The sequence below is a fragment of the Pseudomonas sp. HP_14 genome (genome assembly GCF_055283875.1).
On the sequence record NZ_JBTOQI010000001.1, the window covers coordinates 1 to 24,348 of the forward strand.

Sequence of the window (24,348 nt, forward strand, 5' to 3'; positions counted from 1 at the left end):
GCTTGTTTTTTGTTGGGGGGGGTGGCGGGCGGGCGGGCCCCGCGTGTGGATACCACAGATCTGACATCCGCGAACTAACTCACCCACGCGGCCCCCCCCCCGCTCCTGCAGGTAAAAAAGCATTTCAAGTCAGAGAGACAGGCGCACAAGAAGGTCATGACGACTGCGGCGGTAGTCGGCGCGCGTGCGCTTTTAAAGAAGACAGGTGGGTGTGCTTACGGGAGGGGAATAAAGATCGGGGCATTACACAGCGCAATGCCCCGATCTTTATCAATTAATCAGACAACTCATTTCGTACGGCTGACTTTCACATCCTTGAACAGGCAGAACACCAGTACAGCAGCAAGGATTTCCAGCGCAGCAACGAAGTACAGACCTGCTGCCAGGCTGCCAGTCAGTGTGCGCAGCCAGCCGATCATGTAAGGCGCGATGAAGCCTGCCAGGTTACCGATGCAGTTGATCAGTGCAATGCCGCCAGCCGCTGCGGTACCGGCGAGGAACGCGCCTGGGATCGACCAGAACACAGGAAACGCAGCAAGGATGCCGGCTGCTGCAATGGTCAACGCAATCAGGGCCATGGTCGCATTGCCCAGGCAAAGACCGGTGGCGATCAAACCCAGACCTGCCAGCAAGGCGGCAGTGGCGCAATGAATGCGACGCTCGGCGGTTTTGTCCGAGTGATGACCGTTCCACAGCATGGCCAGGGTGCCGACGATAAAGGGAATCGCCGCCAGCAAGCCGATGCTCATGGTGTCGTTGACGCCCAGTGACTTAATCACCGAAGGCGTCCAGAAGGCAATGGTGGCGTTACCCGAAACGATGCAGAAATACACCAGCGTACACAGCCAGACCTTGGGATTGCGGATCAGGGCTTTCAGGTCGCTATGTTTCTCCGGCTCCGCATCTTCGCGGGCAATTACCGCGCTGACCATTTGCTGTTCAGCAGGGCTCAGCCATTTGGCGTTGACGGGTTTTTCCGGCAAATAACGCAGCACGGCGAAGCCCGCGATCACCGAAGGTATGCCTTCGAGGATGAACAGCCACTGCCAGTTCGCCAGGCTACCGACACCCACCATGCGGCTCATGATAAAACCGGCAAGCGGCCCACCGACGACACCGGCGATCGCGAACGAGGTCATGAACATCCCGTTGATGCGTGCCCGTTGTGCGGCAGGGAACCAGTAAGTCAGGTACAGCACCACGCCAGGAAAGAACCCGGCTTCGAACACACCCAGCAAGAAGCGCAAAATGTAAAACGACATCGGACTGGAGACGTAGGCCATCGCCATCGACGTCAGGCCCCACAGGATCGTGATCCGGGCCAGGGTGCGACGTGCACCGATCTTTTCCAGCAAGAGGTTGCTGGGCACCTCAAACAGGAAGTAGCCGATGAAAAAGATACCGGCTCCAAGCCCGTAGACGGCCTCGCTGAAGCCCAGGTCATCGAGCATGGCCAGCTTGGCGAAGCCGACGTTGACCCGATCGATCCAGGCCAGCACAAACAGAAACACCAGAAACGGAAGCAAGCGCCAGGCAATCTTGCGGTAGGTTGCAGCGGTCGCGGCCTTTTCAGAGGCACCTTCAGCTGAGCTGGCGGGCAGGGCGGGATTGTGGTTCATGTTGCATCTCCATCGATCAAGAGCTGGCGGCCTTCAGAGGCCGCCATACCGGTTCGCGCGTGGTATCGGCCACGAGCGCAACGACAATCACGCTTACGTTTAACGGGCGCGCAACAGGGCTTCGACACTGCGCGCGATTTGCAATACACGGGCGTCCTGGCCGTTCAGCCCGGCAATCGACAACCCCACCGGTAATTCACCCGTTTTATGACACGGCAGACCCAATGCGCACCCGTCGAGAAAATTGATCACGCTGGTGTTGCGCAGAACCAGGCCGTTAGTGGCGAAGAAATGAGCATCGTCCTGCTCCAGTGGCGCCAGTTCCGGAGGTACCACCGCAACACTGGGCATCAGCCATGCATCGGCATCCGCCAGCTTCTGGCTGGCCAGTGCGATCATCTTCTGACGCTGGGACAGCAGGTGCAGGTAATCGGCGGCGCTCAACGCCTCGCCGCGACGAATGCGCTGTGCCACGCGTGGGTCGTAGTCCGTAGCGTGCTCACCGGTGAGCCAGCCCTGATGCAGGTACCAGGCTTCAGCGGCCGTCAGTCCACCCGCAGCGTTGATATTCGGCAGTTCGTGCAATTCGGAAAAGTCGAACCAGCGAATCGAGGCACCGGCGTCACTCAGGCGTTGCAGGCTGCGTTCAAACGCAGCGGCGACGGTTGCATCGACATTGTCCATGACGAAATCACGGGTGACGGCCAGACGCAGCCCTTGCAGTGAGGCAGGGCGAGTATCAAGGCTTTCGCCTGACAGGACGCTGTCGAGCAAAATACTGTCGTCGACATTGGCGGTCAGCGCGCCAATCGAGTCCAGGCTCGTTGCCAGCGGGAATGCCCCTTGGGCAGAGACACGGCTGGCGGTGGGCTTGAACCCTACCAGTGAGCAGAACGCCGCAGGGATGCGAAGCGATCCACCGGTGTCAGTACCCAGCCCGGCCACTGCCATGCCTTCGGCGACGCTGACCGCTGCGCCGGAACTCGATCCGCCGGCGATGCGCCCGGCAGCGACAGGGCTGACAGGTGAGCCGTGATGCGGGTTCAGCCCCAAACCGGAGAACGCGAACTCGCTCATGTTGGTGCGACCCAGCAGAATCGCACCGGCAGCTTTCAAGCGAGCGACGACCGGCGCGTCGGCGGTAGCCGGGGCACTACCGGCCAACACTTTGGAACCCGCGGCTGTGACCTGGCCGGTCACGTCGAACAAATCCTTGATCGAAACCGGCAGGCCAGCCAACGGGGAGGGCACATAGCCTGCGGCGCGGGCGAGGTCACTGGCCTGCGCGGCTTGCATGGCACTGTCAGCATCCACCGTTATATAGGCACTACCGCCTTGCGCGCGGTGCGCATTGATACGTTCCAGCGCAGCCGCGACCAGCGCCTGACTGGTCGTGGCGCCACTGGCGAGATCTTCAGCAAGCTCTTTGATTGGCTTCATTGATATCACTCCGCGACTGGCAAAGGTTCCACGCTGTAGGCATGGCGCAGGCTGCGGTTAAGTACAGGGTCGAACAACTCCATTTCGAAGGTTTCGCCGTAGCCCAATTCACCAATCACGGGTTGAGTACCGCAGAACATTGCGGTGCCTGGCTCAAGGCGCGCGCTGTCATTGAGTTTGGCCAGCAGGGTTGCCGGGGCCAGCAGGCTGGTGACCGGACCTTCCTGATAGAGCGTGCGAGCACCGTCGCGAGTACGCCAGGTGCGCATGATCAGTTGATCCCAATGCCCCTGGACTTCATCGAAAAGCCACGCAGTAGCGGCAATCGGCTTGTCACACATTTGCTTGGAAACGGTGACGTCGAAAGCCTCAACCTTGCGGTCTGTGTGGTCCGAGCCCAACCCGACCAGCAGGCCAAGGCTGCTGGGGATGAGCACGAACTCGGTTTCGCCGGAGGAATCTTTCCCTGGCACCTGAATGGTTTCAGATGGGTTTAGCAGGCTGGCGGCGACACGATAGAAGCAAGGAATCTGTGTCGGGCGGCGAACCCCAAGGGCTTCCAGCTCGGCAATATGGTGTTCCACTGCGGCACTGTTGCGACCGGCCCAACCGGCGATGATCAAGTGATCGATGTCTACAACAACTTCGCCATGGTTAGCGACCTGAAGATTTAGCTGAGTCAAAGCGGTGCCCTCGTTTGAGTAGGAAGAACATCAGTGCGTCGTGAAGTTACACTGATATATCACAGGTTTATCAATACGCAATTGATATGCCAGCTCGCTTTCCTATTCAAATAAAATGATTTTTATCAACAGGTTGTGAAATTTTCAGCGCTTTCGTGAGGCAACAGGGAGCGTTACCTGTTACCCATGGCGCACCACATTTGGGCGATTAGCGCTCACTAATGGCGCGTTTTGTTACCGGCTGCCAGCGGCGTAGAAAGCGACAATCCAGCCGATATGAAATACAGTGATATATCAGCGACGCCTTGAGGATTAACCGATTGCTTGATTCAACTGACCTGCCGAACGCCGACGAAGTTGGCAAATCACCCGCCAAAAGTGGGGCCAGTCTGCGCGAACTGGCGTATGTACAGATCAAGCAACGGATCATTTCCTGCCACTTGCGGCCGGGCGAGGCTATCAATGAGGCGCAACTGACCCAGTTGCTGGGGCTGGGCCGTACCCCGGTGCATCAGGCGCTGCACCGCCTGGAAATGGAAGGCATGGTAACCATCCTGCCGCGCAAGGGCGTGATGGTGACGCCGATTTCGCTTAACGACATCCTCGACATGATCGAAGTGCGCAGGACCAACGAAGAGTTGTGCGTGAGACTGGCTGTCGAACGCGCTCAGGAAGAAGACTTCACGCGCATGCGCGAAATTATCGGGCGTACCCAGCCACTGCTGGAGCGCCGCGATGTAAAGGGCCTGATGGAAGTCGACCTGCAGTTTCATCTGGCGATATCTGCCGCTGCGCGCAATCGGGTGTTGGCCGAACTGCTGCGCACGTTGCATGAGAAGCAGGCGCGCTTCTGGTTTTTGACGCTGTCTGAAATGCATCACAGTGAACGTATCTACGACGAGCACATGCAGATTCTGACTGCGATGCAGAACCGCGACAGTGAAGCGGCCATTAAGGCCATCCACCATCATATCGACGACTTCCGCCGAGCCATCATGCGCACCCTCTGACAGGTCCGCATAACTGACCGACGCGTGTACAGCGTGTGCGCCGATCTGTCCCCACATCCCGTGCATTGAAAACTCTGGCGTGCAACTTGCGTGTGGATCCGGCGTACTGACGCCGTTTGCGTGGGTAGATCAACTATTTTCTGTACGGGCTGTTGTGCATGAACATGAAGTTTCTGGAAACCTTTGTATGGGTCGCACGGCTGAAAAGCTTTCGCCTGACCGCCGAAAAAATGTTCAGCACCCAAGCTTCCATTTCCAACCGGATTGCCGCGCTGGAGGAAGAACTCGGAGCCAAGTTGTTCCTGCGTGACTCCAAACGCGTGTCCCTGACGCCCGAGGGCGAGCGGGTGCTCGATTATGCCGAGCAAATGATCGACACCCTGCACGCGCTCCAGCAATCGATCAGCGCGACCAGCGATCTGAAAGGATGCCTGCGTATCGGCATCATGGATACGGTCATTCACACGTGGCTGAGCCCGTTCATATCGACCCTCATGGAATGCTACCCGGCGGTTGAAATCGAGCTTACGGTCGATACATCGCTCAACTTGTGCGACCAGCTACAGAAAGGCTATCTGGATTTGATCGTGCAGACCGATATGGTCCGCAGTGATTCAGTGCGCAATCAGCATCTGGCCGTATTCCCGGTTGAGTGGATTGTTCCGGCAGGCTCCATCTACCAGCGCAGCTATGCATCCATAGATGACCTGGCGGGTGAGCGGATCATCACCTATTCCCGTAATTCCCGTCCGCATCAGGACATCCTCAATCTGCTGCATGCAGGCGGCGTCGAAAATCCGCGGATCAGTTGTGTCAACTCGGTGGCTGCCATGACCCGGCTGGTCTGCGACGGATTTGGCATCGGCGCCTTGCCGGCCTCGTTGGTGAGCAAGGAATTGGCCGATGGCAAGCTGTTCATCCTTGAAAACGTAGCCCGGCCTCAGGCACTGGATATCATTGCTTGCTGGCGCGCCGGGGTCGGCCTGGAACTCACGGAGCAGGTGGTGAGCATTGCGCGTCACACGCTTGAGCAATACGCCAGAGAGATGGGGCCTGACATGGTGATTCTCAGCACTGCGAGGTAGGGCTGAAGTCCCGGCTATTGAAACAAGCCTTCCGGTTCCGGCCGCTCTCAGGAACATCAAATCGAAGTTGTCAGCCATGAAAAGCCTTCCGGCAATGCAAATCCTGCATAGCTGCTAGAACGTCCGTCATGTTGTTGCGAGGGATTGATGAAGCCACCATCAATTCCTCGGTTGCGCAAACAATGACTAACAAAGGACCAGGCAACATGACTTCTCCAAAAAAAACCGCTCTCGTGGTGAGCGCTCACTCTGCCGATTTCGTCTGGCGCGCGGGTGGTGCCATCGCGTTGCATGCTGCTCAGGGTTACGAGGTGCATATCGTCTGCCTCTCATTCGGTGAGCGCGGTGAGTCGGCCAAGTTGTGGCGCAAGGGCGCCGAAATGACCGAAGAGAAGGTTAAGGCTGCTCGTCGTGAAGAGGCTCAGGCGGCGGCCGATATTCTCGGCGCCACCGTGGAGTTCTTTGACATCGGGGACTACCCGATGCGGGCCGACAAGGACACGCTGTTTCGGCTCGCCGATGTTTTCCGTCGCGTGCAACCGGAGTTTGTGCTTAGCCATTCGCTGAAAGATCCCTACAACTACGATCACCCGCTGGCCATCCACCTGACCCAGGAAGCGCGCATCATCGCTCAAGCTGAAGGCTACAAGCCCGGAGAGCAAATCGTCGGTGCCCCTCCGGTCTACAGCTTTGAACCGCACCAGCCAGAACAATGTGAGTGGCGTCCCGACGTGCTGCTGAACATCACAGAGGTCTGGGACAAAAAATACGCAGCTATTCAGTGCATGGCAGGTCAAGAACACCTTTGGGAGTACTACACCCGCGTCGCCCTGCAACGAGGTGTGCAGGCCAAGCGCAACATAGGTATCACCGCCAGCAAAAATATCGTGTACGGCGAGGGGTATCAGAGCATCTTCCCGCGGGTAACGGAGAATCTGCGATGAGCCTTATCGGCAAGACCGGCGTAGTGGTGCGTAACATTCAACGTGCCGATGCGTCGCTGATCACTGAACTGACTCGGTATGGCGTTGCCACGGTGCACGAGTCGCAGGGCCGTAAAGGCTTGCTGGGGCCTGAAATTCGACCGGTCATGCGCGACGTTGCAATCAGCGGTTCCGCCATAACGGTGCTGGTAGCCCCCGGTGATAACTGGATGTTCCATGTCGCGGTGGAGCAATGTCAGCCTGGCGATATCGTGGTGGTCGCGCCCGTTTCGCCATGCTCCGATGGTTTCTTTGGCGACTTGCTGGCCACTTCGCTGCAGGCTCGCGGCGTCAAAGGCCTGGTGCTGGATGCAGGCGTACGGGATACGCAGACTCTGCGTGAGATGGGCTTCGCCGTGTGGTCGAGGGCAGTCCATGCTCAAGGCACCGTCAAGGAAACCCTTGGTTCGGTCAATATTCCGATTGTTTGCGCGGGGCAATTGATCAACCCGGGTGACGTGGTGCTGGCAGATGATGACGGAGTGGTCATTGTGCGGCGCGATGAGTTGGCGCAAGTGATAGACGCGAGCCGCCAGCGTGCCGATCTTGAAGAGCAGAAACGCCTGCGTCTTGCGGCGGGCGAGCTGGGGCTGGATATCTACAACATGCGTCCACGTCTGACTGAAAAAGGACTCAAGTATTACGACAGCCTCGACCAGGCGATTCGCGATCAAACGGGGACCTGAGCAATGGTGCAAAACCGTATTCCCTGTTTGATGATGCGCGGGGGCACCTCCAAAGGCGCCTATTTCCTTGCTGACGATCTGCCATCCGACGCGGTTCGGCGTGATGCATTGTTGCTGGCTGCCATGGGATCGCCGGACCCAAGACAAATCGACGGTATTGGTGGTGCAGATTCGCTGACCAGCAAAGTCGCAATCATCCGTCCCTCATCACGTCCCGGGGTTGATGTGGATTACCTGTTTGCTCAGGTTGTGGTCAACGAACCACGCGTGGATTACGGCCAGAACTGCGGCAATATCCTCGCTGGCGTCGGACCTTTTGCCCTGGAGCGTGGCCTGTTACCGATCGTGGACGGGCAGACCCCGGTCCGGATCTACATGGAGAACACCGGTCAGACCGCAACTGCGCTGGTGCAGACCGCTAACGGGCAAGTGCGTTACGACGGTGAAGCACGGATTGACGGAGTACCCGGTACTGCTGCGGCGGTGGTTGTCCGTTTTGATGACATCGCCGGATCAAGTTGTGGCGCTTTATTGCCTACAGGTAATGCCCGTGACAGTTTCAACGGCATCGAGGTCACCTGCATCGATAACGGTATGCCCGTTGTGCTGTTACGAGCCGCCGATCTGGGGCTGAATGGCCAGGAAAGCCCAGCCGAGCTTAACGCCAATGAAGCTTTGAAGGCGCAACTGGAGTCGATTCGCTTGCAGGCGGGAACGCTAATGAAATTGGGGGACGTCAGCGCTCGCACAGTGCCCAAAATGGGCATTGTGTCGTCACCGACCAAGGGCGGATCAATCAGCAGCCGGACTTTTATTCCTCATACCTGCCATACCGCAATTGGTGTCTTCGGCGCGGTGAGCGTAGCCAGTGCGTGCCTGGTTCCAGGTGCTGTCACGGAAGGCCTGGCCAATGTTCCACCGGGCGACAATCTCGCGCTGTCGGTAGAGCATCCCACTGGGGAGTTCACCGTCGAGATACGCCGCGACAAGGGTGAGATCGCCGGATGCGGCTTGTTACGCACGGCGCGCCTGTTGTTCGACGGTCATGTGCTGATCCCGGAGCTGGCCGTTGCAAGCAGTTGATCTTCCCTCGTGGTTAGCCGCCAGAGCGAACACACGTTAAAGTGGTGTTTTGCTCTGGCGTTCCTTATGGATCTTAAGCAACTGGAATGTTTTGTCCGGGTGGCCGAGTTTGGCAGCTTCACCCGTGCCGCCGCAGTATTGAATCTCTCGCAGTCGGCAGTCAGTCGGCAAGTGCGTCAGCTCGAAGTCGAGTTGCAGGAACATCTTCTTTTACGCAATGGCCGCAGCGTGCAACTGACGGCATCAGGGCAGCGCTTATTCAGCCACGGCAAGGGCATTCTGCGGCAAATACAGGTCGCGCGTGAAGAGTTGCGAGAGCAACGTGGCACGCTTTCCGGCAAGGTAGTCATTGGCTTGCCGCCAAGCATCTCCCGACGTCATACGGTCGCATTGGTCTCAGCCTTCCAGGAGCGATTCCCAGGCTGCACGCTGGGAATCAAAGAAGGCCTGAGCCATTCGATGCGCGAATGGCTGCTGCTGGGTCGCCTGGACTTCGCGTTGCTGTTCAATCCCGGCCAGAGCGGGCAGTTGAACTACCAGCATGTGCGTGCCGAGCCACTCATGTTGATCGGCAGTGCCGACTCGGAGCTTCCCGCCGAAGTCTCCATGCTCGATCTTGGCCGTTACCCGTTGATCACACCCAGCGAACCCCATTCAATACGGCGCCTGATCGAGTCCGAAGCGGCTCGTCATTCGGTCGCCATCGATGTCCGTCTGGAAATAGACAGCATCCCTTCAGTACTGGAGCTGATACGTCTTGGCATGGGCTACGGTGTGCTTTTCCAGTCGGCGCTGACCAGACGCGATGATTCGTTCGAGGGACTCAAGGCCGCACAAATCATCGATCCTGTCATTCAAACGCACCTGTTTGTGGCCACCGCCGAACAGCGGCCGCTTTCGCGCCTCGCGGAGCAGGCATTGGCGCTGGTTCATGAAATTTGCATCCCTGAGGATTAGCTATGCGAAATGTGCATAGCTGCTAGAAAACAGGTCCTGTTGTTGTAGGGAATCGACAACGCCACCATCAGGCATCGATTCCACTAACACCAATAAAAGGACACGAGATGAAAAGTTGCCTTGCTCCGGACGCCCATCCAACGCGCCCTCGACATGCCCTACCTGAGGGCGCATGGGATGCTCACTGCCATGTGTTCGGTCCTGCCGACCAATTCCCCTACGCCGATGACAGAAGCTATACGCCCCCAGATGCACCTTATGAAAATCTGCGCGCGCTGCATCACTATCTGGGCTTCAGTCGCGGTGTGATTGTGCAGGCCAGCTGCCACGGCAGTGATAACCGCGCCATGCTCGACACCATTGCTCGGGCAGAAGGGCGGTATCGCGGTGTTGCGATTGTTGATGGCAGCGAAACCGATGAACAACTCGCAGAGCTCGATGAGGGCGGCGTGCGTGGGGTTCGGTTCAATTTCGTTGCTCATCTGGGCGGTGCACCGGATCTCGACGTGTTCGATCAGACCGTCGACCGCCTGGCTGATCTCGGTTGGCATGTGGTGCTGCATCTGGATGCGCAGGACATCGTGACGTATGCAGAGCGGCTGGCACGCATACCCGTGCCCTTCATCATTGACCACATGGGACGGGTCAAAGCCCAGGACGGCCTTCGGCAACCGGCATTCGAAGCCCTGCTGGGGTTGATGGAAAATCCATTGGCATGGGTCAAAGTGTGCGGAGCGGAGCGTGTGTCGGCAGGGCGTCGGCCATTCGACGACGCTGTTCCCTTCGCGCAACAACTGATTCAGGCCGCGCCAGGGCGTGTTCTGTGGGGCACTGACTGGCCGCACCCGAATATAACCAAGGACATGCCTAACGATGGCGGGCTCGTGGACTTGATGTTCCAGTTCTGCCCGGACGCCTCTGTGCGTCACAAGTTACTGGTTGAAAACCCTCTCAAGCTCTACGGACGTTGATTAGCTCGTATCACGCAACGCCTTCCAACAATAAGACAGACAAGAGTCCAGATCATGACCCCGCATCCGACATCTGCTGAAGCACAGTCGCCTCCCGCGCAAGGTGTGAAGGCCAAGCAACCGTTCTACAAGGCGATGTACTTTCAGGTACTGATAGGCATCGTCGCCGGTATTGCTGTCGGCCATTACTGGCCGACATTTGCCGCCGACCTGAAGCCACTGGGCGACGCATTCATCAAGCTGATCAAGATGATCATCGGGCCGGTGGTGTTCTGCACTGTTGTCAGCGGTATTGCGGGCATGCGTGACTTGAAGAAGGTAGGGCGGGTAGGGGGGAAAGCGCTGCTTTACTTCGAAGTGATTTCCACTGTGTCGCTGATCATTGGCCTGATTGGCGGGCATCTGTTCAACGCAGGCGGCGGGTTCAACGTCGACGTGAATAGCCTGGATGCATCTGCGGTCACCGGTTACGCCGAAAAAGCCCAGCATATGCACATGGTGGACTTCCTGATGGGCATCATCCCCTCGACATTCGCCCAGGCTTTCTCGGAAGGGAACGTGCTGTGCATCTTGCTGGTGTCGATCCTGTTCGGTTGCGCCCTGTCGTCCATGGGTGAAAAGGGCAAGCCTGTTTACGACATGATCGAAGGGTTGTCGGGCGTTTTCTTTCGTATCGTGCACATCATCGCCAAGCTCTCTGCTATCGGCGCGTTTGGCGCCATAGCGTTCACCGTGGGCACTTATGGCGTTGGCTCACTGTTACCGCTGATGAAACTGGTGGGCAGCTTTTACATACTCTGTGCGCTGTTCGTCGTACTGGTATTGGGGGCGGTGGCACGGGGCTGCGGTTTCAGCATCATCCGTTTCATGGGCTACATCAAGGAAGAGCTATTGGTTGTGCTGGGCACCAGTTCCTCGGAAGTGGTACTGCCGCAAATCATGGAGAAGATGCAGCGGCTTGGCTGCTCGAAGCATGTTGTCGGGCTGGTCATTCCGACCGGATATTCCTTCAACCTTGATGGCACCAACATTTATCTGACCATGGCGGTGCTGTTCATTGCTCAGGCCTTGAATATCGATTTGACCCTGACCCAACAGCTCACGCTGGTTCTGGTGGCCATGATGACCTCCAAAGGTGCCAGCGGCGTTTCAGGTGCAGCCTTCGTGATGCTGACCAGCACGTTGATGGTTGTGCCGCTGGTACCGGTGGCAGGCATGGTCCTGATTCTGGGTATTCACCGCTTCATGGGCACTGGATTGGCCATCACCAACCTGATCGGTAACGGCGTGGCCGCACTGGTGATATCTGCCTGGGAGAAAGAACTCGATCGCGACGTGCTGGCCAGGGAATTGAACAGCAAGTCGTAACCCGCTTAGCGGTACCTCCAACACCTGCACCTCTAACAATAACTGCGTCCTGTCCGGTTCATACCGGGCAGCGACGCCTTGCATCCGGAAAATAATAAAAATGAATCGAACCCTCTTTGGCATTTTTCTGGGCTCAGGCTTAGTGAGTTTCAGCAGCGCATGGGCGCAGGGCTTTATCGATGACAGCAAGATTCGCCTTGAAGCACGTAACTTCTACTACAACGGCGACTTTCGCGATGGCGCGGGTGTGTCGAAAAGAGAAGAGTGGGCGCAAGGTTTCTTGATCAATGCCGAGTCCGGTTATACCGAAGGCACAGTTGGTTTCGGACTCGACGTACTGGCATTCGCCGGTTTTCAGCTGGACTCCAGTCCTGACCGCAGCGGCAGCGGGCTGTTACCCAAGCGAGCCTCAGGCGAGGCGGCGCCGGAATACGCCAAGGCGGGTGGTGGGGTTAAATTCAAAATAGCTAACACATCTTTGCGTTACGGCATGTCCCTGCCGAAAACACCGGTGCTGCAGTACAACAACAGCCGACTGTTTCCCCAGACATTCCAGGGCTGGCAACTGACCTCCACTGAGGTCGACCGTTTGACGGTCAACCTGGCAAGTTTCGAGAAAACCATCACGCCGGATTCTACAAACCTTCAGGACATCAGCATTAACCCGAAAGATGGGCGTTACCGCGCTACCGGGATCGGTGAATCTTTTCGCTATGGGGGCGGGAGCTATAAGCTGACGCCGGCTTTAACCGCGACTTACTACTATGGCGAACTTGAAAACGTCTATCGCCAGCAGTTTCTCGGCCTTACCCACACGACCCGAATTGCAGACGGTGTATTAACCAGTGACCTGCGCGCGTTTGCCAGCGACGAGGTGGGCGCCGCGAGGACCGGAGAAGTTGATAACCGAGCCTATTCTGCAGCTTTCGGCTACAGCTTCGATTCGGGACATAGCGTCATGGCGACCTATCAGATAATGAAAGGCGCCACTGGCTTCCCCTACGTCAATAACCCCTATCTGCCGAACTACGTCCAATATCACGACTTCGGGAGCGCGGGTGAACGCAGTTGGCAGGCGCGTTATGGCTATGATTTTGCGGCACTGGGTATTCCGGGACTGAGCTTTTTCACCGCGTACATCAAAGGTGACGGTCTGAAGAAACAGGGTGCCGAGCAAGAGTGGGAGCGGGACATAGACATCGCTTATGCCTTCCAGACGACATTAAAAGGTCTGTCGGTACGGTTGAGAAACGCCACTTATCGCAGTGATGACGGACGTGACATCGATGAAAACCGGTTCATCGTGAGCTATCTGTTCAACTCGCTGTAATGCCTCCCGGCCCGGCCATGTGCCGGGCCGGCTGAACCCTTCAACCAATCTGCGCATCGATGGCGCGGATCTCCGCCTCTTCCTGACTGCAAGCGTCGACTGTGGTGTGTGTTCATCCTTTGGCACGACCCAGTGGGCGAACTTCCACCGATAAAGTGAAATCAGGTTCGTGAGTTGGCCAGGCATTGCTGGACCACCCGTGTCGCCTGAAAGTATGCCGGGGATAAGCGCATGGCGCCTCAGGACAAATGGAAACACCTGACCTGGGCGGCGCAACTGCATCGAACCGATTAAACTGGCTCATCTTTTGACGAGGTACATCAGCACGGGGGTCTGGTGGTGATACGGTAGTTACCCGGCGACTTGCCAAACCATCGTTCACATGCTTTGTTGAATGCACTTTGATTTTTAAATCCTAAACGATAAGCAACTTCTTTGAGCGCCATTGAAGTATTGATCAGCAAATGAATGGCGTGCTGATGCTTTACGTCGTCGACCAGACGTTGAAAGCACATGCCCTCGGCTTTCAGGAAACGCGAAAGTTGACGTTGGGTGAGGTTCAAACTGTTCAGCACATCTTCCATCGCCAACGATTTGCCTTGATGAAGATGTTGCAATACAACGCGCCGGGTCTGGGCAACTGCACTGTTCATTTCCAGTTGCTGTTTTTGCATGGCAAGGTGGTTTCCATGAATCGACTGCAGCGATGTATCGCCGGTCGGTATGGATAAATCGCAATCCGTGCGTAAAAACGTCAGCGCGTTTACGGGGGCGTTGAACGTTATATTTTTGCCGAAGAGTGCTTCCAGTTGCTCGGTCTCCGCGGGCTTCGAATACGTGAACTCGGCCGCTAACGGCATTATTCGGGTGGCGGGCACTAGCCAGTGGATCAGCCCCAGGGTAATTGACGTCACTGCATCGATGAATGCCCTCGGCAGGCAAGCGGCTTGTGCGTCAGCAGGAACACCCGCAATACGAATCGTGGCAGGCGACTCATCGAGGAACATACAGAAGCCGATACCGATGGTTTCGTGGTACTCAACAATATGACGGAGTGCATCGAGCACTGTTGCGCTGGACATGATTGCATAACCTAAAAGCCCCAGATTACCTGGGTGTGCTTTGTTGTAGGCCAGCAAGCCGATGTCTTCATTGCCCGCGCGCTGCTGCGCGAGCACCAGAAGTTGCATGATTGTGTTTAGCGGGATGTTTTTATTGCCACCCGACGGCGCTTTATTTGGTAAATCACGACGGCTGTTTGCGAAGGGCGTAATTGCGTCGATACACGCTTGTGCAAAGGTGGGGGAGAGGCTGAGCATTTTTATCCTGTGTCAATTGAATTCCCTTCTTATTTGACGATGAAAGTTTTTCGAATGAGTGAAATTTAACTCATTTACTCAGTTTTGTGTTGCACGCCGATGGGGTGTGCGAGCAAGCAGCACGTTTTTATATGAATTAACGAGGTCTCCCCACATGTTGTTGAGAACGCTGAAAATAGCCAATCGTGTCATGGCGTGTTTTGCATTGATTGTATTGATCGTCGGTGCGCTAGGGCTGTTTAGCCTTCATCAAATGTCTACCGTGCGTAATGAAGGCCTGGTGATTGAAAACAGCTCCCTTCCAGGTATTGCGCTGGGAGATGACATTGCGCTGGCGTTCTCCAATACCCGGATTGATGCGGTCAAACTGGTTTCTGCTGATGATCAGCATCTGCAGGCTGCGTACGCAAACCTGCAATCTCAACTCGAAGTATTCAATGCCGCGATAGCTGCTTACCGGCCACTGATAGGCTCGAAAAACGAAGCCGACCTGATCGATGGCATCGCCTCGTCTTACCGCCAATACAGCGCAGGCGCGGTCCGCGCGTATGAGCTGTTGAAAGCGCATCAACGAGACGCCGCACGTGGGCTGGTCTCGGATGAGATGACCATTACCGCCCAGGAGGTCACCAGGCTCCTGAAAGAACTGGAAGCTTTCAACGATAACGAAAAGTCGATTGCCAGTGACCGTGCGAGTGACGCTTACGATGACGCTGAAATCATTATCTACTGGGTAATTGCACTGGCGGTTCTGGCCACCATTCTTTTAGCCTGGCGCCTGACCAGCAGTATTGCCGGGCCTATCAGCCAGGCTCTGAATGCGTCCGAAAAAGTCTCTTCTGGCGACTTGCGCAGCCTGGCGCAAGACATTAGCGGGACCGACGAAGCGGCGATGTTGTTGCAGTCAATGGAGCGCATGAGGGCAAGCTTGCAATCAACTCTTTCTCAAGTGGGCGGGGCTTCTGACCAGTTGGGTTCTGCGGCTGAGGAAATGGACGCATTGATGCGCGACAGTAATGCCGATCTCAACGTCCAGAACGGCGAAATAGAGATGGCGGCCACTGCGGTCACAGAAATGAGTCACGCTGTCGAGGAGGTCGCGCGAAATGCTGTGGCAACCTCGGAAGAGTCGCGATCGTCGACGCGTGCTGCCCGCGAGGGGCAAGAGGAGCTTGATAGCACCGTCAGATCGGTCTCCGAGCTGGCTGAGCACGTTGCCAGTGCGTCAACTGAGGCTCAACTACTGTCCTCATACACCAAAGATATAAGCCGGGTGCTGGAAGTCATTCGCGCAGTGTCGGAGCAGACGAACCTGCTGGCGCTTAACGCTGCGATTGAAGCGGCAAGGGCAGGGGAAGCTGGACGCGGCTTCGCGGTCGTTGCTGATGAGGTGCGAGCGTTGGCACACCGTACCGGCGAATCGACCCGCGAAATCGAAATCATGATCGGGAAAATTCAACAGGGTACGGCCGACACGGTGAGCGCGCTTTCTTCGAGCACCGAGCAGGCATCCCATACCCGTCAACAAGCTGAATCCGCCAGCCGGGCGCTGGCCTTGATCGCTTCTGCTGTAGCGGGTATTGATGAGCGCAATCTGGTAATTGCCAGCGCCTCCGAGGAGCAGGCCCAGGTTGCCCGGGAAGTCGACCATAACCTGGTCAGGATCAGGGATTTGTCCGCGCAGTCAGCAGTGCGCTCCGATCAAACCATGAGCGCGAGTGTAACCCTCGCTCGGCTCGCCAGTGAGTTGCGGGTATCACTGCAGCAATTTCAGCTTTGAGTGCTTACCAGCAGTTGCCCCCACGCAATGGGGTGCAACTGCTGGTTCTCGTGCTTGACAAGGCAGTAGGTGTTTCGAATCCCGGGTTTTCTCGCGTCGCCTGCTCGAAGAACTCGATGGGCGTCATTAGACGCCGACGCTAATATTGGCGTTTGTCCGGCAGTGAAACCTGATCAGTGAACAGGTTTCAAAAAGGACACCACGGATCCCCGCCATTGGCGCTTTCCAGCATCTTCGGGACACTGCGCCCGAAATTCCAGCCAGAGGCAACCGCGGTCATGGTTGTTTTGCAAGCGGAGTTCTTATCCGAAATGATGACGTTCATGTAGTACTGATTACCGTAGAGGGTCGGTGCCCAGAGCAACATCTCGCTTTGTTCTGCACGCTTGTCGATCTTGAGGTCCATGGCATTAACGATCGTTCCACCTGTTGAGACTTCGATCACTCTCGGGTGATAGCAATGATTCAGATAGCGCTGCACCCGCTCCTCAACCAGACTCCGCTCCTGCGCCAAACAGTATTCCGGGCTCGCCACGCCTTTGCTCAGCAATTCGTCCTTGGTGTACGGATGCAGCGAGCATCCGCCGAGCAGCATGAAAACGCCCGCCATGAGTTTTTTGTGCATCGTTGAAAATCCTGGAATGGATGGTTGAGTGCTGTGTATCGGCGCCAGTGTGCGACACTTCAGTTTTCCTTCACAACGACATGCACTCCGATCTTGCAATGCCCTTTATGCACTAGATAGCCATGAACTATGCACTAATCATGCACTGGTTTTACAGGTATTAATCAGTTGGTGATAACCCACAAATCACCCTTCGTTAATGCGTATTTTGGCTGTCGTAATAACATGCCGAGACGGTCTACTGGCGTCAGAAAATAAATTTTAATTTCCCCTCAACTAATACGAATGCACTGCCGATAGTCGTAACAAGGTGTTTCTGGTCACCCCTCCGTTATGAAACAGTGCAGCTTGCCTTGTAACGGTTAGAGCATGGAGCGCTATCGATACTATTGACTTCAATGAGATGACATCCATGACGATAAGAAATATGAACATCGCTCCTCGAGCGTTTCTTGGCTTCGCTTTTATTGCTCTTTTGGTCGTCGCGTTAGGGTTTTTCGCTCTGAACCGCATGAGCTTGATTCGTCAGGCCACAGTCGATATGGAGACCAACACCTTGCCCAGCATCACGCTGATAGGCAACGTTAACGAATCCGTCCTGCGCTTGAGGGTTTTTTCACTGCGTCTGCTGGTCAACCGCGAACCGGAAATGCTCCAAGAGAGCGATCAGCGCATTGCAGAAATCATCAGCCAGTTGCAAACCGCCAAGTCCGCTTACAGTGCCTTGCCCGCAGAAGCTGATGAGAGGGCTATTTATCAACAGTTTGAGGGGACGCTGGGGCAATACCTGAGTTTGTTTAACCAAGCGATGCAGCTCTCTCGCGATAACAAAGTTGAAGAAACTCGTGACATGATCAACACCGGCATGAGGCAGACTTCAGACTTGATGAACAAGCAACTCAAGGACCTTGTTGACATTAACAAGGCCAGCGCTATCGCTGGTTCTAAAGTAGCAGGTCAACAATACGACGGCGCAACGGTCGCTATTATTGCCGTTGCTGTTATTGCGTCTTTTATGACGGTCTTACTGGCCTGGTTGTTGACGCGTAGTATCGTGGCGCCGTTGTCCCGGGCCGTGAATGCTGCTCAGGAAATTGCTGCGGGCAACCTGACCAAACACATCGAAGTTGATGGCAAGGACGAACCGGCACGCTTGCTTGAAGCGCTGGTGATCATGCAGCAAAACCTGCGCAAAACGATTGAAATGATCTCAGGCTCCGCGACGCAACTGGCATCAGCTGCAGAAGAGTTGAGCGCTGTGACTGAAGAGTCGTCGCGTGGCTTGCAACAGCAGAATGACGAAATAGAACAAGCCGCGACTGCCGTGAATGAAATGACCGCCGCTGTCGAGGAAGTTGCCCGCAATGCTGTGTCCACGTCCCAGGCGTCAGAGCAGTCCACGGATACAGCACGTCAGGGCCGAGACAAAGTCGTGCAAACCGTAAAAGCCATTCAGACCATGACTCAGGACGTCCAGACCACGTCCAACCTGGTCGAAGGCCTTGCCGAACAGGGCCGGGATATTGGCAAAGTACTGGACGTCATTCGCTCAATCGCAGAGCAAACCAACTTGCTGGCATTGAACGCAGCAATCGAGGCTGCAAGGGCTGGCGAGGCAGGTCGCGGTTTCGCTGTGGTTGCCGATGAGGTCAGGGCGCTGGCACATCGCACCGCGGAGTCAACACGAGAGATTGAACAGATGGTTGCCGGTATTCAGAACGGCACCGGCAATGCAGTGCAGTCAATGGCGTTGAACACGAGCCGTACCCAAACCACACTGGAACTCGCCCGGGCGGCAGGCGAGGCGCTGGAGCAGATCACTGAGGCCATTTCTCAGATCAACGAGCGCAACCTGGTGATTGCCAGCGCGTCCGAAGAGCAGGCACAGGTTTCTCGTGAGGTGGACCGTAACCTCGTGAATATCCGGGACCTGGCCACTCAGTCCGCGGCCGGCGCCAATCAGACCAGTGCCGCCAGCCATGAGCTGTCGAGACTGGCTGTGGACCTGAACGGTATGGTGGCTCGCTTTGTAATTTGATTTGCTAGCGTTGGAACCAAAGTATTGGCCGGTTAAAACCTTGAGCGCGCTGGGCAGATAATCTGCTCAGCGCGTTTCGCGTTATAAAAGGATAGCGGGGAGGGTGCTCAGGGCTGGGCGAGGGCGGACGCACGACGTTCGCTGATGCGCTCCACGGTCTCCATATGCTCTGTACCCCAGGCACAGAGCGCTCCCAGCGCCGTTGCCAAGGACTGCCCGAAAGGCGTCAGCGAATATTCGACCTTTGGCGGTATTTCCTGAAAGTCCACACGCGCAATGATTTCATCGCGCTCCAATTCCTTGAGCTGCTGGATCAGCACCTTATCGGTCACGCCGCCGATGGCGCGTTTCAATTCGCCATAGCGGTGAACATTCCTGGTCAGATTATAAAGAACCAGAGGTTTCCATTTGCCGCCAAGCACAGCCAGGGCGGCTTCTAGCCCGCATTTGAAGGTTTCATTTGCCATTGTTCGGGCCGCTCCCAGGGTACTTACCAAAAGGTGCATACTATTCAAAATAACAGCGTGGATCTACAGTTGCGCCTCACATTCTGAGGGCATCACCATGAGCAGGCTTAACGGAAAAGTCGCGGTTATCACCGGCGGCAACAGTGGAATCGGCTTGGCCAGTGCCATACGTTTTGCAGCCGAGGGCGCACAGGTCGTTATCATCGGTCGACGGCAAGAGCAGCTGGATACCGCACTACAATTGATTGGTCATGACGCTTTAGCCATTCAGGCTGATATCTCCAACCTCGACGACCTTGACAGGGCTTACGCCGAAATCAAAGCCAACACAGGACGGGTTGACGTGCTGTTCGCCAATGCCGGGCTGGGAGATTTCGAGCCACTCGGATCGATTACCGAGGAGTCCTTTGATCGCACCTTTGGCATCAACGTCAAAGGCTCGCTGTTCACCGTGCAAAAAGCGTTGCCACTAATGGGCGCCGGCGGATCGATCATCCTGACTGGCTCGACGACAGGGACCATGGGCACGCCAGCGTTCAGCGTGTACAGCGCCACCAAGGCGGCGCTCCGTAATTTCGCAAGAAGCTGGGCACTGGATCTGAAAGGCACAGGCATTCGGGTCAACGTACTTTCCCCAGGACCAATCTCGACACCGGGCCTGGACCTGGCACTGGCGCCCACAGGCCAGGCAGATGCCATTGTTGAAGGCATGGTCGCGTTGTTACCGGCAGGCCGTATCGGTCAACCCGAAGACGTTGCGGCAGCTGCATTGTTCCTGGCGTCGGATGAGAGCAGCTTCATGACCGGCAGCGAAATGTTTGTAGATGGTGGTTTTGCACAGGTTTGAATTTGAAGAGAGGTTTTGCCAGCTGAAATCTGGCTGGCATCGCTGCTGGTTACAGAATATGTTAGTACGCATAATGTATATTATGTTAAATCGTATTATGGGTTCCCTTATACCTTGTGTCAGCGTTTCGTAATTCCTGGACTGAAATTTTTTAACCCTGGACGCTTCATTCGAAAGAAATTTCAAGGGCTTACCCTCGTCAGTCCAATCTGTGCGTCTCTGGATCGTTTTTCTGATTCCGGACGCTTCGTTTGATGAAGCCTGCGATGCCAGTCGATCCTTATCAGACACCATACTCCTTTTTAAGATCTGTCAAGCGTCCTCTCATCGGCAACACATTAGCTCCCCAAACCCAATCCAAACCCAATCTCGTCGACTAGAAAATCCAGACGGATCTCCGCGGCCGATTCCAAAACCAAAATCAACATGACCAGCCAGCTTTGACCAACCAGCTGCGAACGAAAAACACACAACCGGCTCAGCGCTACCAAATGCGAAATCCAACACCGCAGCTCACCGCGGCAATCCCGTTAAGCCGGCCAAATCCTCCCTCTGAACTACACTGAACCCGAGACCCATCCGAGCCATAAATCCTGAACCTGCGGAACCTCCCGAATCGCTCATGACCCAAACGTTGAATCCGTTCCCCATTTTCCCGACCATGTCAGTGTTCGTGCGCTGCATAAACGAAGGCTTGGATTTCCCGGCCAACATCCATGTCCTGCGTCGCCTATCCCAAGTAGATCAATCCAGTCGCCCAAACGAAATGTGCCGTCACGCGGCGGACTTCATCCTGGAGTCTATGCAAACCAGACAAACCCCTTGGGCTGGCCGATACCTCGATTACACGGCCGTGCTCCAGACTGCGCTCAACTGGAGCTTCCTCGTAGACCGGCAGCCCATTAGCGACTGGGATCAGGACACCTTCACGCGCTTTTTGCACTTTATTAAGCTGCCGGACGCTAACTGGATCACTTCACATGCCGCCGGCGACCGATTCCAGTCCCAGGGTCAGCCAGTGCTCATCGAGCAGCCCATAAACCCCAAATGGCGCCCGTGCGTACGGGCCGATCGCGAAGCCACAATTGTCAGCACCGTGATGCGCCAGGTTCATCGCATTACCTACCGTTTCCTGGTCTATTTAGCGCGCATCGGCATCCGAAACCAACCTGCGCCTGTCATTAGCAACATGCCTGAAACCCCGCCAGATAAAGGCCTGCAAACGGCAAATTTGTCCCCTCACGAGATGGATTGGCTATTCGCACACCTCGAAAAAAGGCGAAGCTCGAACCTTCACCATGAGGTGTGCCGGTTCCTGTTGGCTGCGGCGAGATACACCGATATTCCGATGGTGGACTTAGCGGATGATGGCCGCGGCTCAGGACTGCTGAGCCAATTCATGACTTATGCGCGACCGCCACGCTCTGGTGATCCGCCCCGATGCAGCCCTTGGGTCTTCATCGATAACCCAGGCGCCCCCCTTGAGACAGAGCACCCGCTCTCCCTTAAATTCGTGCTCATCCTCAAGGATTACGTTCAGTCACGAGGGTTAGATATCAGCGGAGTCCTGCCCGACATCCGCACGCTCCCAGAGACGGGAGCCTACCGGAGCATGTCTACAAGCACCGCGCAGTACGTGATTAGGACGCAACGCAGCGTCATCGCCAACGCTGCAAGGGATGATGAGCAGCTTCTTGATGCTGCTGAAACGGCGGCTAAACTCGATCAGCTAACGTTCAGCCTGGTACGGCGGTCGGCGCGCGCAAATTTGGCGGTTGGGAAGCGTTAAGCCGAAGTCTCTTTACATGCACTTTAGTGCATAATTGGAGACTCGACAATTTTCGGCACCGGTTACCTGATGTTGGGGCGATGCCAAGTCTCGCGAGCGTGATTTCTAATGGGCAGTCGCTATCCAGGGTGGCTGAACCTGGGCGTGGCTCGTCGAGCGCGGCTCTCGTGAATCAAGCCGCCCGCGAAGCGTGCGTCTTGACCCTGGCGGGCTTCGATCCTCACGCCTGCGCGCTCCGCTTGCTTTGATGTCTCAGAATGGGCTGAGCTCTTCACGGGGCGAGGCATCAATGATTGAGCGTGTAGCTCGTGGAAATCGCATGATGCGGTCTTAGGGGAAGGACTTGCCACCACTCCCCTGCCCTCTAATCGCTGCGGAGCGCCTGCGCGCAACACAAGCACGATCCAGCAGGATCAGGTGCGACCAGCGATGTTGGAGAAGACACTGGGAAGCCTTGAACGCCGTGTGATCGTCATCCCGCCAGTGCTGCTGGATTGACCACAGAGAAGTCTCAGCCGGTCAGGGGTTAACCTGCCGGCTGCGTATGAGAATGGCGCGACCACTCTTAACCGCGCTGGTGGTACTGTCGAGCCCAAAGGTCGCTAGGTGTGCGGCCGCTATCGCTCACGGTACTATTGTGACGCACCAGAGCGGCCTTTAGCAGCGTTCGAACCTGCTGAATTTCGAGCGCCATGTGATAGTGGTACCCACTATGATGGTCAGACCAACTCAATGGTAAACGCCCGTTGAGTGACCCAAAGATACGCTCTACTTGACCTCCTTTCTGGCGCCGAATGGAAGGCTGCACACTCACATTCAACCGCTTACCCATCTTCTTCAGTGAATCGTTCATGTCTCCACTATCCACCTCAACGATGAGCCCCTCAGGCCGGCCAAATCGGAGATGGGTGGCACCGCCCCCTTCACCCCGTTCGCCGAATTCGTTTGTCAAGACTCTCATTGCCAAGTGGATAGCGTCCTCGCTTGCGCCAATCTTTGCTCCCAACACCATCTTGCTCTGGCAATCATAAAGGACAGCTGTTTTTGGCGAGCGTAGCGATCCGTCATCTATCGATGAGTATCCCGTCCGGCCGGTATATCGCGAGCGTAAGACGCGGGCTCTCGACAATCTCAAGGATGGATTTGTAGCCCTGGAAAGCCAGGCCCGCCCGTCCCGATTTCGCGTAGGTCAATACACAGATGAGGGTCTGCGGTGCAGGGGATTCAAGCGTGCATGTGCCTTCGCAGGTTAGAGCCCAGCGCTTGGAATCTGACCACAGTGCCTGAGCTGCCCCGTCGTTGGTAGGCTTCAGAATGCTGAATGAACTTCCTTTCGGGCGGTCTTCGATCAAGCGGCGCCGAACAGCGGCTTGTGCATGACGGTAGTAGAAGTCTTCAAACCCAAGGTAAACGTTCACTCGACGGCGCTCAGAATTCCCATGAACCGGGGTTCGTTCGGTCAGCACTTGGCACGCGTACTCAATGCCCTGCAGGCAAGCGTCTAGGTAGGGCTCCATATCACCGCAGGTTTGCACGGCACGTTCGGCGCCGAGCCTCAGGTTCAACACGAATGCTTCGGGGCTCGGAAGGCGGGGCTCATCATCTGAATAGTTTTCCTCGTCTTCGGCGAGCAAGGCATAGGACTCGTACCCCAGACAGCCAGCCATCACTTCGTGCAGTGCTGTGTTCGCCATTTCCACGGTTTGCAGTGCCAGAACTGTTGCAGCGCGATCGGTTGCGTTAGCGATAAGACTGATCATGACTACCTCCGTCTATATATCAGTGCCATGTCGGTGGTTCGTACCAAGTATCTTTTACTTAGGCTGATGCTCTTTCGGTTGGCTTGGGGGATGACCCTGCGTTGGCAAACTGACCATGCACCCAACTATACGTCTTGAAAACCTATCGACGGCAAGTGTTGCGATTGGCCGAAGTTGGGCGGCGTCATTGGAATAGGTCACATGTACGTTAGGTGGCTCGAAATTACCGTCTTTCATTTTTTGTTCTCCTTGCCGTGGACTATGTCGTTTTGTCGCTGTCGACGTTATCAGTAGTGTCTAGCGATTTCAGAGCCCGAATCTCAGATTGCAAGATACAACCTGAGATGGGATCAATAGTAACCGAGAACCTGACCGATTTCTGAGGGGTAGCGTCTCCCTTGTTACTTTGAACGAAGATGTCCATGGGCGAATGATACACTTGGCCTTGCTTGGGAGAACGTTTCATGAGCGGCGTCCTGATGGTGTTGTAACAGGAAATTTAAGGGCA

General features: G+C 56.0%; 20 protein-coding genes and 1 pseudogene. 14 read left to right on the plus strand and 7 right to left on the minus strand.

Going from position 1 to position 24,348, the window contains the following annotated elements; genetic code table 11:
• Positions 1 to 287: 287 nt before the first annotated feature.
• From ACYASS_RS00005 to ACYASS_RS00015, 3 genes are all read right to left on the minus strand, one after another.
• Complete coding sequence (locus ACYASS_RS00005) at positions 288 to 1,619, minus strand: MFS transporter (protein WP_463584551.1); 1,332 nt, start codon at positions 1,617 to 1,619, stop codon at positions 288 to 290.
• 99 nt (positions 1,620 to 1,718) lie between these two features.
• Positions 1,719 to 3,059: an amidase gene (locus ACYASS_RS00010; protein WP_463584552.1), complete on the minus strand. Its 1,341-nt coding sequence runs from the start codon at positions 3,057 to 3,059 to the stop codon at positions 1,719 to 1,721.
• Between the two features lie 5 nt (positions 3,060 to 3,064).
• Positions 3,065 to 3,742, minus strand: coding sequence for a DUF2848 domain-containing protein (locus tag ACYASS_RS00015; RefSeq protein ID WP_463584553.1), 678 nt, complete (start codon positions 3,740 to 3,742; stop codon positions 3,065 to 3,067).
• A gap of 320 nt (positions 3,743 to 4,062) precedes the next feature.
• Here ACYASS_RS00015 and ACYASS_RS00020 point away from each other — a divergent pair, with 320 nt between their 5' ends.
• From ACYASS_RS00020 to ACYASS_RS00060, 9 genes are all read left to right on the plus strand, one after another.
• Positions 4,063 to 4,752, plus strand: coding sequence for a GntR family transcriptional regulator (locus ACYASS_RS00020; protein ID WP_205505096.1), 690 nt, complete (start codon positions 4,063 to 4,065; stop codon positions 4,750 to 4,752).
• Between the two features lie 158 nt (positions 4,753 to 4,910).
• Positions 4,911 to 5,837: a LysR family transcriptional regulator gene (locus ACYASS_RS00025; RefSeq protein ID WP_463584554.1), complete on the plus strand. Its 927-nt coding sequence runs from the start codon at positions 4,911 to 4,913 to the stop codon at positions 5,835 to 5,837.
• Positions 5,838 to 6,043: 206 nt separating this feature from the next.
• Positions 6,044 to 6,781 (plus strand): 4-oxalmesaconate hydratase, encoded by a 738-nt coding sequence (gene galB, locus ACYASS_RS00030; protein ID WP_122664490.1) that lies wholly within the window; start codon positions 6,044 to 6,046, stop codon positions 6,779 to 6,781.
• Positions 6,778 to 7,506, plus strand: coding sequence for a 4-carboxy-4-hydroxy-2-oxoadipate aldolase/oxaloacetate decarboxylase (locus ACYASS_RS00035; RefSeq protein WP_463584555.1), 729 nt, complete (start codon positions 6,778 to 6,780; stop codon positions 7,504 to 7,506). The genes galB and ACYASS_RS00035 overlap by 4 nt, the downstream gene beginning before the upstream one ends.
• A 3-nt stretch (positions 7,507 to 7,509) precedes the next feature.
• The gene (locus ACYASS_RS00040) at positions 7,510 to 8,589 is read left to right on the plus strand and encodes a 4-oxalomesaconate tautomerase (RefSeq protein WP_463584556.1); all 1,080 of its coding nucleotides are present in this window, start codon (positions 7,510 to 7,512) and stop codon (positions 8,587 to 8,589) included.
• Between the two features lie 66 nt (positions 8,590 to 8,655).
• On the plus strand, positions 8,656 to 9,546 hold the full coding sequence (locus ACYASS_RS00045) for a LysR substrate-binding domain-containing protein (RefSeq protein ID WP_463584557.1): 891 nt from the start codon (positions 8,656 to 8,658) through the stop codon (positions 9,544 to 9,546).
• Between the two features lie 107 nt (positions 9,547 to 9,653).
• Complete coding sequence (locus ACYASS_RS00050) at positions 9,654 to 10,517, plus strand: amidohydrolase family protein (protein ID WP_463584558.1); 864 nt, start codon at positions 9,654 to 9,656, stop codon at positions 10,515 to 10,517.
• 54 nt (positions 10,518 to 10,571) lie between these two features.
• A complete protein-coding gene (locus tag ACYASS_RS00055; protein ID WP_122664451.1) occupies positions 10,572 to 11,885 on the plus strand; it encodes a dicarboxylate/amino acid:cation symporter in 1,314 nt (437 codons plus the stop codon).
• Between the two features lie 100 nt (positions 11,886 to 11,985).
• Positions 11,986 to 13,215 carry an OprD family porin gene (locus ACYASS_RS00060; protein WP_463584559.1) on the plus strand — a complete coding sequence of 410 codons (1,230 nt, stop codon included), beginning with the start codon at positions 11,986 to 11,988 and terminating at the stop codon, positions 13,213 to 13,215.
• Positions 13,216 to 13,535: 320 nt separating this feature from the next.
• Here the strand turns inward: ACYASS_RS00060 and ACYASS_RS00065 are convergent, their stop codons facing one another.
• Positions 13,536 to 14,534 carry an AraC family transcriptional regulator gene (locus ACYASS_RS00065; protein WP_463584560.1) on the minus strand — a complete coding sequence of 333 codons (999 nt, stop codon included), beginning with the start codon at positions 14,532 to 14,534 and terminating at the stop codon, positions 13,536 to 13,538.
• Between the two features lie 154 nt (positions 14,535 to 14,688).
• Here ACYASS_RS00065 and ACYASS_RS00070 point away from each other — a divergent pair.
• Together ACYASS_RS00070 and ACYASS_RS00075 are read left to right on the plus strand one after the other, a co-directional pair.
• Positions 14,689 to 15,456: pseudogene (locus ACYASS_RS00070) on the plus strand (MCP four helix bundle domain-containing protein); the annotation flags it as partial.
• A 129-nt stretch (positions 15,457 to 15,585) separates the two neighbouring features.
• On the plus strand, positions 15,586 to 16,314 hold the full coding sequence (locus tag ACYASS_RS00075; protein ID WP_463584878.1) for a methyl-accepting chemotaxis protein: 729 nt from the start codon (positions 15,586 to 15,588) through the stop codon (positions 16,312 to 16,314).
• Positions 16,315 to 16,501: 187 nt separating this feature from the next.
• On the opposite strand, the gene ACYASS_RS00080 is transcribed toward ACYASS_RS00075, so the two are convergent.
• Positions 16,502 to 16,939, minus strand: a complete 438-nt coding sequence (locus ACYASS_RS00080; RefSeq protein WP_463584561.1) for a hypothetical protein — start codon at positions 16,937 to 16,939, stop codon at positions 16,502 to 16,504.
• A gap of 412 nt (positions 16,940 to 17,351) precedes the next feature.
• Here ACYASS_RS00080 and ACYASS_RS00085 point away from each other — a divergent pair, with 412 nt between their 5' ends.
• Entirely contained in the window at positions 17,352 to 18,977 is a 1,626-nt protein-coding gene (locus ACYASS_RS00085) for a methyl-accepting chemotaxis protein (protein WP_463584562.1), read from the plus strand.
• Positions 18,978 to 19,084: 107 nt separating this feature from the next.
• Here the strand turns inward: ACYASS_RS00085 and ACYASS_RS00090 are convergent, their stop codons facing one another.
• Positions 19,085 to 19,444, minus strand: a complete 360-nt coding sequence (locus ACYASS_RS00090; protein WP_122664455.1) for a winged helix-turn-helix transcriptional regulator — start codon at positions 19,442 to 19,444, stop codon at positions 19,085 to 19,087.
• 97 nt (positions 19,445 to 19,541) lie between these two features.
• On the opposite strand from ACYASS_RS00090, the gene ACYASS_RS00095 reads away from it, so the two are divergent.
• Together ACYASS_RS00095 and ACYASS_RS00100 are read left to right on the plus strand one after the other, a co-directional pair.
• Positions 19,542 to 20,291: an SDR family NAD(P)-dependent oxidoreductase gene (locus tag ACYASS_RS00095; RefSeq protein ID WP_463584563.1), complete on the plus strand. Its 750-nt coding sequence runs from the start codon at positions 19,542 to 19,544 to the stop codon at positions 20,289 to 20,291.
• 622 nt (positions 20,292 to 20,913) lie between these two features.
• Complete coding sequence (locus ACYASS_RS00100; protein WP_463584564.1) at positions 20,914 to 22,080, plus strand: hypothetical protein; 1,167 nt, start codon at positions 20,914 to 20,916, stop codon at positions 22,078 to 22,080.
• Positions 22,081 to 23,144: 1,064 nt separating this feature from the next.
• Here ACYASS_RS00100 and ACYASS_RS00105 read toward each other — a convergent pair.
• Positions 23,145 to 23,840 (minus strand): hypothetical protein, encoded by a 696-nt coding sequence (locus ACYASS_RS00105; RefSeq protein ID WP_463584565.1) that lies wholly within the window; start codon positions 23,838 to 23,840, stop codon positions 23,145 to 23,147.
• Positions 23,841 to 24,348: the final 508 nt, after the last annotated feature.

Excerpts from the sequence above, each read along its gene's own strand:
- ACYASS_RS00005 (WP_463584551.1), bottom strand. The coding sequence starts at position 1,619 with ATGAACCACAATCCCGCCCTGCCCGCCAGCTCAGCTGAAGGTGCCTCT.
- ACYASS_RS00010 (WP_463584552.1), bottom strand. The coding sequence starts at position 3,059 with ATGAAGCCAATCAAAGAGCTTGCTGAAGATCTCGCCAGTGGCGCCACG.
- ACYASS_RS00025 (WP_463584554.1), top strand. The coding sequence starts at position 4,911 with ATGAACATGAAGTTTCTGGAAACCTTTGTATGGGTCGCACGGCTGAAA.
- galB (WP_122664490.1), top strand. The coding sequence starts at position 6,044 with ATGACTTCTCCAAAAAAAACCGCTCTCGTGGTGAGCGCTCACTCTGCC.
- ACYASS_RS00035 (WP_463584555.1), top strand. The coding sequence starts at position 6,778 with ATGAGCCTTATCGGCAAGACCGGCGTAGTGGTGCGTAACATTCAACGT.
- ACYASS_RS00040 (WP_463584556.1), top strand. The coding sequence starts at position 7,510 with ATGGTGCAAAACCGTATTCCCTGTTTGATGATGCGCGGGGGCACCTCC.
- ACYASS_RS00045 (WP_463584557.1), top strand. The coding sequence starts at position 8,656 with ATGGATCTTAAGCAACTGGAATGTTTTGTCCGGGTGGCCGAGTTTGGC.
- ACYASS_RS00050 (WP_463584558.1), top strand. The coding sequence starts at position 9,654 with ATGAAAAGTTGCCTTGCTCCGGACGCCCATCCAACGCGCCCTCGACAT.
- ACYASS_RS00055 (WP_122664451.1), top strand. The coding sequence starts at position 10,572 with ATGACCCCGCATCCGACATCTGCTGAAGCACAGTCGCCTCCCGCGCAA.
- ACYASS_RS00060 (WP_463584559.1), top strand. The coding sequence starts at position 11,986 with ATGAATCGAACCCTCTTTGGCATTTTTCTGGGCTCAGGCTTAGTGAGT.
- ACYASS_RS00065 (WP_463584560.1), bottom strand. The coding sequence starts at position 14,534 with ATGCTCAGCCTCTCCCCCACCTTTGCACAAGCGTGTATCGACGCAATT.
- ACYASS_RS00075 (WP_463584878.1), top strand. The coding sequence starts at position 15,586 with ATGGCGGCCACTGCGGTCACAGAAATGAGTCACGCTGTCGAGGAGGTC.
- ACYASS_RS00080 (WP_463584561.1), bottom strand. The coding sequence starts at position 16,939 with ATGCACAAAAAACTCATGGCGGGCGTTTTCATGCTGCTCGGCGGATGC.
- ACYASS_RS00085 (WP_463584562.1), top strand. The coding sequence starts at position 17,352 with ATGACGATAAGAAATATGAACATCGCTCCTCGAGCGTTTCTTGGCTTC.
- ACYASS_RS00090 (WP_122664455.1), bottom strand. The coding sequence starts at position 19,444 with ATGGCAAATGAAACCTTCAAATGCGGGCTAGAAGCCGCCCTGGCTGTG.
- ACYASS_RS00095 (WP_463584563.1), top strand. The coding sequence starts at position 19,542 with ATGAGCAGGCTTAACGGAAAAGTCGCGGTTATCACCGGCGGCAACAGT.
- ACYASS_RS00100 (WP_463584564.1), top strand. The coding sequence starts at position 20,914 with ATGACCCAAACGTTGAATCCGTTCCCCATTTTCCCGACCATGTCAGTG.
- ACYASS_RS00105 (WP_463584565.1), bottom strand. The coding sequence starts at position 23,840 with ATGATCAGTCTTATCGCTAACGCAACCGATCGCGCTGCAACAGTTCTG.